The following is a 13,854-nucleotide window of genomic DNA, read 5'->3' as shown; positions in this document are numbered from 1 at the left end:
TTTATTGCCCCAAATTTGAGTTCGTACCAGTTAAATTCGGCCGCACTGGAATTTCAATCAAAAACTCCGCTCCCTCTCCCGCTGTGGAAATACAGCTCAATCTGCCGCCGTGGCGATCGACGATAATCGAGTGAGAAATCGACAATCCCAAACCCGTACCTTTGCCCACAGGTTTAGTCGTGAAAAAGGGGTCAAACAGCCTCGATCGCACTGACTCCGGTATCCCCCGCCCGTTATCCGCAATGGATACCGCTACGAAGCCGGCAGCCGCCTGATAGCTGCGAATAGCGATCGTGCTTGGGTGTCGATCGCACTCCTCGATCGGACGCTGCTTGTCTCGTTCTTCCAAAGCATCGATCGCATTAATTAAAATATTCATAAATACCTGATTCAACTCGCCCGGAAAACATTCAATTTGTGGCAATACTTGGTAATCTTTAACTATCAGAATTTCTCCATGGCTGCTGTGAGATTTTAACCGATTTTGCAAAATCATCAAACTGCTGTCAATTCCCTCGTGAATGTTAACCAACTTCCCAGCAGACTCGTCCAATCGGGAAAAGTTACGCAACGATTTCACGATCTCGACAATTCGCTCGGTTCCTACTTGCATCGAATTAAACAATCTCGGGAAATCCTCAGCAATATAATCCAAGTCTATTTCATTAATTTTATCCAAGACTTGGGCTGGAGGATTAGGACAGTAATGCTGGTAAAATTTAATCACTTGCAGCAAATCTAAAGTGTAATTGCGAGCCGGAGTGAGATTGCAGTGAATAAAACTAACAGGGTTATTAATTTCGTGAGCAACACCAGCAACTAACTGACCCAAACTCACCATTTTTTCATTTTGAACGAGCTGAGCTTGAGTGGTTCTGAGTTTGTTAATAGCTGCTTCTAACTCTAGCGCTTTTGAACGTTCTCGCGCTTCCGATTCCTGCAAAGCTGACTCGGCTTGTTTGCGATCGGCAATTTCACTTTGTGCTTGCTCAAACAGCATTGATTGCTGGATTGCGATCGCCAACTGCACGCTAATTTGTTTGAGACACTCGACCTCAATTTCCACCCAGTGGCGGGGACCAGCGCACTCGTGAGCAATCAATAGCCCCCACAACTTCTCGCCTTGCAAAACTGGCACTACCAAATTAGCTCGCACCTGAAATTGACTTAATAAATTAATGTAGCACTCGGAAAGATCAGCTTGGTAAATATCATCTACCGCTACAGCACGACCGTGTTCGTAAGCAGAAGCATAGCTGTCTTCAAAGCAGGAATCGTTAATAGTTATTCCCTGAATAGCCCGCCAATTTTCGCCCACTGACTCGACATTTACAAAACCGCTCCAATCGGGATTAAACTGATAAATAACTGTCCGGTCTGTTTGTAAAAAATGCCGTACTTCAGCAACAGTTTTTGTCAAAATTTCTTCTAAATTGAGAGAAGAGCGAATGCGTTCCAGCATTCCTACCACCAGGCGTTCTCGCTTTAATTGCTGGCGCAAGATAGCCTCGGCAAGTTTGCGAGTGCTAATATCTTCAATCACACCAATTACATAGCTAGGTTCCCCAAACCCATCCCGCACTAAAGATACAGTCATATTAGTCCAAACAAATGAACCATCTTTGCGAATAAAGCGTTTCTCAAGGGAATAATTAAAAATTTCCCCAGCTAACAGTCTGTCGCGCGACTCGACATCGGCTGCTACATCTTCAGGGTGAGAAATATCCCCAACATTTCGCGCTTTCAGTTCCAATTCCGAGTATCCGACAATATTGCAAAAGCCTTGATTTGCATTCAAAAATTGACCGTCTTGCCACACTTTCACAATGCCGATCGCCGCTTGTTCAAATACAGCTCGAAATCGCTGTTCACTTTCTTGCAAAGCAGTTTCGGCTTTTTTGCGATGGGTAATGTCCATTGCCGTGCCAAACAGCCTCACCACCTGACCCAACTCATTTTTAACAGATTGTCCTTTAGCGTTAACGTGCCTGATTTCTCCTGATGGAACATAGATGCGGTGGTCGATGTCGTAAGCTGTCCCTTCAGTCACTGCCTTTTGCACAACTTGTGTAAACCTTTCTTTGTCATCGGGATGAATTTGCTCTAAAAGTTCTTCCATTGTCGGCGGCCGATTCAATTCTCGACCGTAAACTCGAAACAGTTCTTCCGACCAAGTAATAATTCCTGTCTCCCTATCGGATTCCCAATTGCCGATGCGGGCTATTTTTTGCGCGGCTTGCAACTGTTCGGCAAGTAGTTGCAGAGATGCGATCAACTGCGTTTTTTCGGCTTCTGCTGCAACGCGGGCGCTGATATCTTTATGAGTGCCTGTTATCCGCAACGGCGCACCCCATTCGTCGTACTCGACTACCTTGCCCATCGCCAGAATCCACTGCCAATTGCCCGCTTTGTTGAGCATCCGAAATTCAACTTCATAGATATCAGTCTCACCTTCCAAATAGGAATTTAAACGTTCCATTACCTTCGCTCGGTCTTCTGGATGCAGCAAACTTTCCCAACCTTTGAGGTTATTTTCAATTTCGGTTTCTGCATAGCCAAGCATTGATTTCCAATAAAAGTCGAAATAAGTTTCGCCAGTAGGTATATTCCAATCCCACAGCCCCAAATAGCTGCCTGAAACCGCCAACTGCAATCGCTCTTGACTGAGTTTTAATGCCGATTCGGTGCGTTTTCTTTCTGTGAGGTCGGCAATTATGGCTATCATTCCTATCGGTTGACTAGCGCTATCTTTAATACAGTTAGCTCGCAAGAAAGTTTCTATAATATTGCCATTTTTACTCTTTATTTGAATTTCAGTTTCCCAGGAAAAACCTTTCCGCAGCACCCTAAATAACTTTCTCAACTCTTGAGATTTGGGGTACATTACTGCTGGGCCGCCGGCATTATTTAGTTCCTCAACTGTATAGCCGTAACGCTGAATAAATGCTTGATTGTGATAAACGGAATAACCGTCCAAATCTGCGATCGCGATCGCATCACTAGCGCTGTCTACAGCTTGAGTTACCAGGCACAGAGTCAGTTCGGCTTGTTTGCGATCGGTAATGTCAAAAATCGCTCTGTCGAGCCACGAAACCAGCCCTTCTAGATTGTAAGTTGGCCTACCTCTTTCCGAGATCCACCGCACCGCCCCGTCAGCGCGAACAATCCGGTATTCTAGATTGTACGGCTGTTTTGACTCTACTGCTGCGCTGATTTGTCGATCGACCATTTCCTTGTCTGCCTCATGGATAATGCTAGTAAAACTCCAGCAGTTCTTGCCAATAAAATCCTCAGCAGGATAACCGCTAATTTCCTCAATTTCATCGCTAATAAATACCATCGTCTCATCAGCATCATACAAGCTGCGGCAGATAGCGCCGGGGATATTCTCAACGAGCGAGCGAAATCTGGCTTCGCTCTCCCGCAAAGCTGCTTCTGCCTGTTTTAAATCAGTAATATCCAGCACCATGCCTTCCCAAACTATATCGCCTTCCTGCCCTATTTCTGTGGGAAAATTAACTCGTTCCGGTCTCGAAACCGCTTGCAACCATTTAATTTTTCCCGACGGGAGAATCGCGCGCCATTCCTGGTACCAAAGCTGCATATTTGCCGCAGAAACAGCAATTGATTCTTCAAATTTTTGGCGGTCGTCTGGATGAATACAACTAAAAAGTAGTTGGGGATTTTGCTGAATATTTTCTGGTTCCAATTCATATAAATCGCGGCTAGCCGAAGAAATATAAGGAAAACTTTTTTGGCCGTCGGTTGATAGGCGAAATTGATAAATTATTCCGGGCAAATTGGCAGCCAGTTGCCGCAGTCTAGCTTCGCTTTCTTGCTGGGCTAATTGTTTGCGCCTATCCTGAGTGATATCTCGAATTATCCCCACGAGAATTTTACTGCCATCGGTATTTTCAAAGACAGTTTTTTTAGTAGACACAATGTGCTTTGCACCGTTGGCGTCGGTAAATATTTCCTCACTCTCGTTTTCTTTACCCGTCCTAAACACTTGTTGGTCAGTATGCCAAAAAATCTCCGCTTCTTGTTTTGGGAAAAAGTCATAATCCGATTTGCCCATCAGTTCCTCGCGCTGCTTCCCGATCAGCTTGCAAAAAGCATCATTTAACAGTATCCAACGGTGCTGTTCATCCTTGACAAAAAGTGGGTCGGCAACTGCATCGAGCGTATAATTCAAAAACTTTTTACTAGCTTCGAGTTCTGAAAGAGCTAAAATTTTATCTGTAATATCGTTGATAGTTCCTGTCGTCCCCTGCGCCTCTCCGTTCCCGCCCAAAATAAAAAATTCTTGCACTTCCACCCACCGAATTTCGCCATTTTTGGTAACATATCGACTTTGATAACAACAGGGTGTTTCTTGATTTGGTCTCCGATGTCTAAACAAATTTAAATAGTGGTATTTATCCTCAGAATGAATGTAACTCAAACAGGAAGTTCCTAAGCTTTCATCAACGGTAAATCCGGTAATTTCCGTCCAAGCCGCATTAAGAAAAGTCCAATTCCCAGCAGTATTTGTTTCAAAAACGACTTCTTTGATATTGTCAACAACCTGCTGGTATTTTTCTTGACTTTTTGGCCATTCTGCTTGCCGTTTCTGGCGGGCGATCGCGCACCTGAGCGTCCGCACCAGCAGCCGGCTGTCTACCTGTCTTTTCACCAGATAATCTTGGGCGCCGGCGGCAATTAACTCGACAGCCAGTTCTTCGTCATCGGCCGCTGTCAGAAGGACGATCGGAGTATTTATACCGCAATTTTGAAGGCGGAAAAAAGTATTAAATTTTAGGCTGTCAGGAAGTGAAAGATCTAATAAAATTACATCAAAAATTTTGTCGCTTACAATTTCTATAGCTTCCCGGAGGCGAACTACATTGGTCAAATCAATTGATTGTCCTAGTTGGGGCTCAGACAGCAGTTCTTGAATGAGTTCTGCATCTTCTGCACAGTCTTCTACTAGCAGAATTTTCAAACAAGCAGGCGTTAAAGTTGACTCAAAAACAGATGTCATACCATTTTAGATTTTAGATTTTAGATTTTAGATTTGGAATGACTGATGACTATCGCGGTTTGGCTGTTGCGTAAACTGGCATTTTTTTACTGGTATCCTTTTGCTATTTTTTAGGAATAAAAAAAATCAGCAGCGGATGGAGTTACCTAGCTCATTATTGGGGAACTTGAAGCGCACGTTTGAGAGTGCGCTGTGTGCTTGCAAAGCCCGCAGATTTATTTGTAGAGTTGAGTTTTTCGCTGCAAGTTTTCCGCCTCACCCCAAACCTAGTGGCCCAAACTTATCATATTCTTACCAAGATTGCAACTCAACTCTATTTTAATTTACAACCTTTGGCAGGGGAATAGCAAGAGGCAAGTCAAAATAGCGCGGAGTAATCAGAATTTGCATTGCTGATAGCCTTTGAAACTTTAGATTTTAAATAGCCGTTTAAAGCTTGTCTAAAGTTGGATTATTTTTTTTTACTGGTATTACTACTAAGCTAAGACAATTACCGTTGATTTACAAAATATGCTCTGAGATTCTGTTCGGTTAATGGCCCGCAATTAGCGCCTATTTGTATTGAGCAATGCAAGTCCTCTCTCGCTCGATGAACCAAGACTTGCATTCCTTGCTACAAATTTAATTACAAACTTAATTATGGTTGTCTAACCGGACACCATTTAACTCAGTTGAGTCGCTCAATTTTTCTGCGGTTTGGGCAGCACCACTGTAAACACGCTGCCTTGACCGACATTGCTGCTAATAGCAATCTCACCGTTAAAAGGCTTTAAAAGTTCAATACAAGTATAAAGTCCTAGGCCAGTTCCTGTCGGTTCCCCTTCGGTTTTTTCCTCGCCTTTAGGCGGCTTGGAGGTGTAAAAAGGGTCAAAAAGTTTTGGCAAATCTTCAGATGATATGCCGCATCCCGTATCTGCAATATCCATGTATATGTTAGACTCGTCTTGCCGAGTCACGATAGTTATTTCTCTGCTTTTCTTTTCCCACATAGCATCCATTGCATTATTGATTAAATTATAAAATACTTGAGAAAGATAGGAATAAATTAAGGGAATGCTAGCAATTTCTTCGTCATAAAAGTATTTTTTTCTAATCTTATTTTTAAAATACAGGTTGCCTTCCAATAGCTGAATTTCTCGCTGCACTAAATCGTTGATATTCACAGGGTGCAAATCTTGCTTTTGCTCGTTTCGGCTTTTCATCATCAGAGTATCCATGATCTGATTGATTTTTGTGACAGCTTGAAATATATACTTAGTATAATTAAACAGAGAGTCTTCTTGAATTTGTGTGGCTTTTGTTTCAATCAAATCGACGCTAGTCTGGATCACTTGCAGGGGACTTTTGAGGTTGTGAACCATTCCCTGGGTCAAACGTCCGATGATGGCTGTTTTTTCCTGGTTTATTAATTGCTTGGTTTTTTGTTCAACAAGTCTTTCCAGGTTTTGGTTGAGGTGGGCAAGTTCCAGGTTTTTTTCTTCGAGTTTTTTCTGCAAGCTGCGGATTGTCAAGTGGGTTTGAATCCGGCTCAAAACTTCTTCGTGCTGGAAAGGCTTAGTGATGTAGTCAACTGCTCCTGTCTGAAAGCCTTTTACTTTATCAGGCGTATCGGAAAGGGCGCTCATGAATATGATGGGAATATCTTGCGTTGACGAGTCTCCTTTCAAACGTCGGCAAGTTTCAAAACCGTCAATTCCTGGCATCATGATATCCAAAAGAATCAAGTCTGGATGGATGTAGTCAATTTGCTCGATCGCACTTTCGCCGTCTAGAGCCACTAATACTTTAAACCCGTAATTCCTTAACAACTCGAAAAGTACGTCCAGATTTGTTTGGTTATCATCGACAATTAGTATGATGCTTCTTTCGGAATTCTTATCGTTCATATTCAAGGGAAACATTCAATTTTTTTACTTTTTAGTTGTGGGTTGTGAGTTTAAATCGGATTCAAGTGATTTTCTGCAGCTCTAGAAATCCGGTTGCTTCATAGATGCTTTTATTTCCAATCACTTTTTGAGGAGCCCGCTGCGAGTCAGGGCCGCCCAAGCAAATTAAGTTGTCGCTTCGCGGGAGGGGAGAGCCCCTGATTGAGAATGGTACTCAGCGCGCGAGATTTAACTGATTTTGAGTTGTCTGTTAGCTACCGTCAATTTTAGGACAAATGTTGCTTCAAAAAATCTCGAATTTGCTTGAGCTGAAATCCTTTAGCAAGTTGGCGCAGGTGATGAACGAAAGGCACTAATGTCGCGTCAGAATGTTCGAGTTTAGCAGTTTCTTCCAGAATAGCTTCAATATCGCCCATTGCAGCCAATCTTAACAACGCCAAGACTGACTCTGAGGCAGGAGACACCATCGTTGAGTCAGCAGCAGCAATCTCAGAACAGGCTTTTGCAGTTTGATCGATCCGCTTTTTGCTTTGTGCTCTTTCTTCGTAAACCCATTCTAGTCTCAAATGCAGGCGCAATAATTCTAAAAGCTCGTTAGTTTGAATCGGCTTGGTGAGAAAATTATCGCAACCTGCAAGTATGCTCTCTTGCTTGGTAGTCTCGTAAACGTTAGCGGACAAAGCAAGGATAACCGTATCTTTTAATTCCGGCAACTGTCGCAGCCGCCTGGTAGCTTCCCAACCGTTCATTACGGGCATCAGCAAATCCATTAAAATTATATCCGGTAGAAATTCCTGTGCTTTGTGCAAGCAGTCTTCGCCGTCTGTAGCTTCTGCAATTTCAAAGCCTAAATGAAAAAGCAGCCTGTGCAACATGGCGCGATTTACTTCGTGATCGTCCACTATTAGCACTTTCCGCTGGGCGCCGATAAAACCTACAAGCTGCCTTTTTTCTGGCCGGCAGGGGACTTCCGAACAGTGGGCGACTGCTGGCAACTCTAGATCCAACCAAAATATGCTGCCTTTGCCGGAGGTACTTTGGACGCGAATTTGGCTGCCCATCATTTTGACTAATTTTTGGCTGATGGAAAGTCCCAGTCCAGTACCTTCGACGAAATTGTTATGATCGCCCACTTGATGAAAAGGCAAAAATATTTCTTCTAATTTATTCTGCTCGATGCCAATGCCGGTATCTTCGATTTGAAAGCGAATTTTAGGCGTAGGGGCACGATCGTCGGTATTGTCTGCTGTTATCACCTCGGGCGCTTCTTTTGTTCCCAGCGGCGGGAGCGACATTTGCTGCGCGTCTAAATTGGCGGTCAAATTAATCATCGTTTTAGTGGCAATTTCCGCTGTCAAATTACAAGTTTCGCACTTGGTTTGAGGATAATTATCGGGGAAATTTTCTGCATAACCGACTTTGAATGTAACGCTGCCGCTGTTCGTAAACTTAACGGCATTGCTGAGCAAATTAATCAAAACTTGACGCAACCTTTTTTCGTCTGCCAAAATGCCCTCTGGGAGCGCTGAAACCTGCTCGTAATTAAAGGCAATTCCTTTTTGAGCCGATCGCATCTGGAACAAATCAATAATACTTTTAACAAAACTGGAAAAATGCACGTTTGTCAGCGACAGCTCCATTTTACTAGCTTCGATTTTTGAGAGGTCTAAAACATCATTAATCAGCATCAGCAGGTGGTTGCCGCACTGGTGAATGTTGTTAAGACTTTCCTGCTGATCGGCGGTAAAGTTTTTCTCCACTTTGAGCAGTTGAATGTATCCCAAAATCCCGTTCAAAGGCGTCCGCAATTCGTGGCTCATATTGGCGAGAAAGTCGCTTTTAGCGCGGTTGGCGGATTCGGCGGCTTCTTTAGCTAATTGCAGGGCGGCTTCTGCAAGTTTGCGATCGGCAATTTCGGTTTGTGCTTGTTCAAATAGCATCGATTGCTGAATGGCGATCGCCAACTGCACCCCCAATTGTTTTAGGCACTCTCCCTCCAATTGCTGCCAGGGACGGGGGCCCGTGCAGTGGTGGGCAATTAACAGCCCCCACAAGTTTTCGCCTTGCAAAATCGGCACTACCAGATTCGCTCTCACATCGAGCCGAGTCAACAAAGCCAAGTGGCAGTCGGCCAGGCCGGCATTATAAACATCTTCTATGGCTCTAATTCTTCCGTCTCGGTAAAGACTAACGTAGGCTTCCCCAAAACAGGGGTCATAAATTTCCATTCCTACAATTGGTAGGAAATTTTCGGCAACCGATTCGACAGCGATAAATCCGCTCCAATCCGGATTGAATTGGTAAATAATAGTGCGATCTACTTGCAAAAAGTGCCGCACTTCTTCGGCACTTTTGGTAAGAATTTCTTCGAGATTGAGAGAAGATCTAATGCGTTCCAGCATGGCTACTGCCAACTGTTCGCGTTTTAACTTTTGGCGCAAAATTAGTTCTGATTCTTTGCGTTTTGTGATATCGGTAATTACTGCAATTAAGCCGATGGAATTCCCATTAATATCTTGAATACTGTCGGCTCGCACCAGAGCAGTTACTGCTTCGCAGCTCTTAGTTTGCAGCGCAACTTCACCACACCAAGAGCGACCTTGACGAAGGCTTTTATAAATTTGTTTGTAATTTTTATGCCGGACGTAAAGCGCTGCCATATCGCCAATATCATTGAGTTCTTCCACCGTGTAGCCGTAGCGCTGAATGAAGGCTTGATTGTGGTAAATAGATCGCCCTTTCAAGTCGGCGATCACGATCGCATCGCTGGTACTTTCGACGGCTTGAGTGACCTGCAGTAAAGCTAATTCTGCTGCTTTGCGATGGCTGATATCCGTCATCGAACCCACCATCCGCAGAGGGTTTCCGGCTTCGTCCCACACTGCTTGAGCGCGGGCGAGCACCCACTTATAGCTGCCGTCTTTGCACTGCAAGCGGTATTCCGTGGCGTAATTCGGGGTTTGGCGATCGAGATAATCTTGGATTGCTGCTTGCACTCGCGAGCGATCGTCTGGATGGATGCGATCGATCCATGCGCGGTTGCAACTGTCTATTTCGCCCTCTGCGTAACCGATAATTTCGTGCCAGCGGGCCGAGCGAAAAGCTTCATTTGTTTGAAGATTCAGATCCCAAATTCCGTCTTGATTGCCTTTGAGAACTAACTGCCAGCGTTCTTCACTTTTACGCAATTCTTCTTCGGCTTGTTTGCGCTGAATATGATCGCCCAACTGAGTCGCTACAGCCTTAACCAACTCTACAATACGCGGTTCCATAATCGAGCGGTCGCGCTTGCAGAATACTAAAACTGCCAGCACCTTGGAGCTAGCGTGAATTGGCACTCCGAAACAAGCTTTCAATCCGACTGATGCCGCCATCTGCGATCGGGTAAAAAGATGATTTTTAGCTAGAGAAATATCTTCAATCCATTCTACATTTCTGGTTGACCAAATCCGTCCCGGTACTGCCACTCCGGCGGCGAATCTAATTTTTCTACTTTCGCGGCCGAACGTATCTAAATCGCCATCGCTAGCGTACCAAGTTTCGCTGTGTTCCAAAAAAGTACCATTAGCAGTCGGTATCCAAGCTTCCGCAAAATTCCAGCCGATCGCATTGCACAGCAACCGCAGGATATCTGGGAGGGCGCTGTGAAAATCTGCCGACTGACTAATGGCTTGAGTTGCTGCCAGCAACAGCTTTATTTCATCTTCTGCTTGCTTGCTTTCTGTAATATCAGTTCCCGTGCCGAGAATTTGTTTTAACTTACCATCTGCTGTTTTTGCAAATACAGTATCTCGGCTGACAATCCAACGCCAAAAACCATCCTTGTGCCTAATTCTGTATTCAATTTCAAATATCTCCCCTTCCGCGCCAGTTGCGACTTGCTGTAAATAATCAGGTATTTTGATTGCATCTTCCGGGTGCATTAAAGTTGACATTATCCACGGCCCGATTGCCTGAATCTCCTCTACTGTATAGCCGAGAATGCGGTATAGAGAAGCGTTCGCATAGATATTTTTTTGTTCTATTAAGTCATAAACATACAACATATTAGGACTTGCCCCAGCAATTTGTTGAGCGAACCGCTGGCTTTCTCGCAGTGCTGCTTCTGTTTTTTTTCTTTGGGAAATATCGCGAACAATGCAAATGATTTCCCCGCCGGGCAGCATTGTCAGCGAGACATCTATAGGGACTTCCGAGCGGTCGCGACGGCATCCTACTGCTTCGGTGCTGTAAGAACCTTTCTGCATTAAAGTCGGCAGGACTTCTTGCTCGAACCTTTGCAGCTCTGCACCTTGGTAGAATGTTTTCCAATTTTTACCTAAGATTTCTTCGAGAGAGTCGTAACCGTAGATTTTTAGTCGGGCTGCGTTGCAATAAATCACCTCTTGGTCGGCACTGAATATGGCGATACCTTCGGAAGCTTGGGCCATGGCTGCTGCTTGCCTCTGGAGGACTGACTCAGAGCGTTTGCGTTGAGTGATATCGCGAACTATCGCGATAATTTCGTCCTCCGTGCAGAAGACAATTCTCGCTTCAAAATCGTACAGTTCACCATTAACTGGCATTTGATATTCTACGACTTGAATCTCGCCATTGTCGCTCGCTTTTTGATTGCCCGACAATATTTTTTCAGCAAAAGCAGTCGGCAATAGGTCTTGTGCTTTTTTACCAATCAGTGCTTGTTGTGGTAGGATATTCTCGAAATCTTTGGCAGGTTTGAAGTCTACAAAAGTGCCGTCTGCCCGACAGCGAAATATCATGTCTGGTATCGCATTTAAAAGAGCGCGGTTGGTGGCTTCGCTCTTACGCAATTCAGCTTCAGCTTGCTTGCTAAATGTAACGTCGCGAGCCACTGCATAAATCAAACCTTCTTCTGCAAACGGCGATGCTGTCCACGACAGCCATTTATAAGTACCATCTTGGCAAAGATAGCGGTTTTCTAAGCTAATAACAGGGTGGCTTTTTTTAAGTTTTTCTAATTCCGCTACAGTAAATTCTAGGTCTTCTGGATGGACGAATTCTATCAAAGGTTTGGCTAAGATTTCTTTACTGGTATAACCTAATAAATTCGACCAAGCGGGGTTTAAGCGTTTGAAATAGCCATCAAAACCTGCAATGCAAAGTAAATCTAGCGAGAGATTAAAAAATCGATCGCGGTCTTGCTGGGTTTGTTTTAATTCCGTAACATCCATCACCAAACCGTCCCAAACTATATCGCCGTTGGCTTGCTTTTCTGGCTGGGACGCGCCTTGCAGCCATTTCACTCGATCTCCCATAACTTGCCGCCATTGGTGTTGCCAAGCTTGCTGAGTCGCCGCTGAAGTTGCGATCGACCGCTGCAAGTCTGAGATGTCGTCTGGGTGAACTGTTGCAAAAGCCAAAGTGGCATTTTCTTCTATTTGTTCTGGCTTTAAATTGTATAGCTGCCAACTGCCCGAAGAAACGTAAGTAAAAGATGTTTTACCATTTGCATAAAGCCGATATTGATAAATCATTCCCGGCACGTTGTCGGTCATTATTTGAAATCGAGCTTCGCTTTCCTGCAACGCAATTTGCTGGCGTTTGTATTCGGTAACATCTCGCATTGTTCCGACCAACATTTTACGACCGTCGGCGTTGTTAAAAACTGTTTTTTTTGTAGATATAATGCGTTCTTTTCCGGCGCCATCGGTAAAATTTTCTTCCGTTTCCTGAGAAATACTTCTTTGCAATACTTGCTCGTCTTGTTGCCAAAAAAAAGCCGCTTGAGCTGGGGGAAAAAAATCGTATCCTGACTTGCCAATCAGTTCCGAGCGCCTTTTTCCTATCAAATTGCAAAAAGCATCGTTTAAAACGACCCATCTGTGCTGCTCATCTTTGACAAAAATCGGGTCAGGAGTAGAATTAATCGTGTGATTTAAAAACTCTTCTGATGCTTTTAATTGAGCTTCGTAACGGTAGCGATCGCTCACGTCCAAGACTACTTTAATCAGGTGGTCGATCGAGCCGTCGAGGGCGCGAATACAGCGCAGGGAAACTCTAGTATAAACTGTTTTTCCGTCTTTTCTGCACCATCTTTGGTCTAAAACATAGCCTTCACTCTCCCCTGCAAAAATTTTATTTAATTGCTCTAAGGTAGGCTGCACGTCTTCAGGAAAAACCCACCTATCCCAATTCTCGTGCAAAAAATCTTGGCGATCGTATCCCAGCAAATCGCACAAAGCATCGTTCGCTTCCAACCACTGGCATTTTTCTGGGGCTGAGGGGGAAATAGGAGGAGCCAGAATGGCTATTCCGACGAGAGAATTCTCCACTACCGACCGATATTTTTCTTCGCTTTTTCGTAAAGCTTCTTGGTTGTGCTGTCGCTCAACTGCGTAGCGAAGCGATCTAATTAACACTTCGCTGTCGATTTTTCGCTTGACTAAATAATCTTGAGCTCCGGCTTGGATTGACTGCACAGCAAGCTCTTCATCGTTGCGGGCCGTCAGTACGACAATCGGAGTATTTAGGCTATATTCTTGTATTTTGACAATTGTATTTAAGTCTTGGCTGTCGGGCAGCGAAAGATCTAGTAAAATCACATCAAAATGTTCGCCGACCAAAAGTTTCTGCGCTTTGCTGAGACGGTCTGTACAAGTTACTGATAGCCTTTGGCGTTCGGCTCTACTGACATTTGTTTCTAATAATAATTCTTCGATCAGATCGGCTTCTGCGTGATTGTCTTCGACCAGAAGAACTTTAAAGCCGTTTCGCTTTGCGGGGGGGCTCAAAACTGATATCATATACCTTGTTCTTTGTCATAAAGCAGTCGAGCTAACTATTATAGCATATAAATAATTCCCTCGCTCAAAATCCCGCCGCTCCAAGTTAAAAACTCTGTGGTTCAATAATTACAATCCACTCTATGCGACTGTTTTTTGGCTCTAAGTAGATCCACGCAATCAGAGGCCAAAATTTTACGGT

At 44.2% G+C, this 13,854-nt stretch carries 4 protein-coding genes; 1 reads left to right on the top strand and 3 read right to left on the bottom strand.

What is annotated here, in order from left to right:
- Nucleotide 1: 1 nt before the first annotated feature.
- Entirely contained in the window at nt 2–5,023 is a 5,022-nt protein-coding gene (locus QUA71_RS00955) for a PAS domain S-box protein (RefSeq protein WP_333281091.1), read from the bottom strand.
- Between the two features lie 194 nt (nt 5,024–5,217).
- Here QUA71_RS00955 and QUA71_RS00950 point away from each other — a divergent pair, with 194 nt between their 5' ends.
- A complete protein-coding gene (locus tag QUA71_RS00950) occupies nt 5,218–5,370 on the top strand; it encodes a hypothetical protein (RefSeq protein WP_333281087.1) in 153 nt (50 codons plus the stop codon).
- Between the two features lie 333 nt (nt 5,371–5,703).
- Here the strand turns inward: QUA71_RS00950 and QUA71_RS00945 are convergent, their stop codons facing one another.
- Together QUA71_RS00945 and QUA71_RS00940 are read right to left on the bottom strand one after the other, a co-directional pair.
- Entirely contained in the window at nt 5,704–6,924 is a 1,221-nt protein-coding gene (locus QUA71_RS00945) for a hybrid sensor histidine kinase/response regulator (RefSeq protein ID WP_333281085.1), read from the bottom strand.
- Nucleotides 6,925–7,175: 251 nt separating this feature from the next.
- Nucleotides 7,176–13,673 (bottom strand): PAS domain S-box protein, encoded by a 6,498-nt coding sequence (locus QUA71_RS00940; protein ID WP_333281082.1) that lies wholly within the window; start codon nt 13,671–13,673, stop codon nt 7,176–7,178.
- Nucleotides 13,674–13,854: the final 181 nt, after the last annotated feature.

The sequence above is a fragment of the Microcoleus sp. MON1_C5 genome (assembly GCF_036701875.1).
Taxonomy (GTDB): domain Bacteria; phylum Cyanobacteriota; class Cyanobacteriia; order Cyanobacteriales; family Microcoleaceae; genus Microcoleus.
The sequence above is the reverse complement of the archived record's forward strand: the minus strand, read 5'-3'. Positions and strand labels throughout refer to the sequence as shown.

Coding starts and splice junctions, on each gene's coding strand:
- QUA71_RS00945 (WP_333281085.1), bottom strand. CDS start 6,924: ATGTTTCCCTTGAATATGAACGATAAGAATTCCGAAAGAAGCATCATA.
- QUA71_RS00940 (WP_333281082.1), bottom strand. CDS start 13,673: ATGATATCAGTTTTGAGCCCCCCCGCAAAGCGAAACGGCTTTAAAGTT.
- QUA71_RS00955 (WP_333281091.1), bottom strand. CDS start 5,023: ATGACATCTGTTTTTGAGTCAACTTTAACGCCTGCTTGTTTGAAAATT.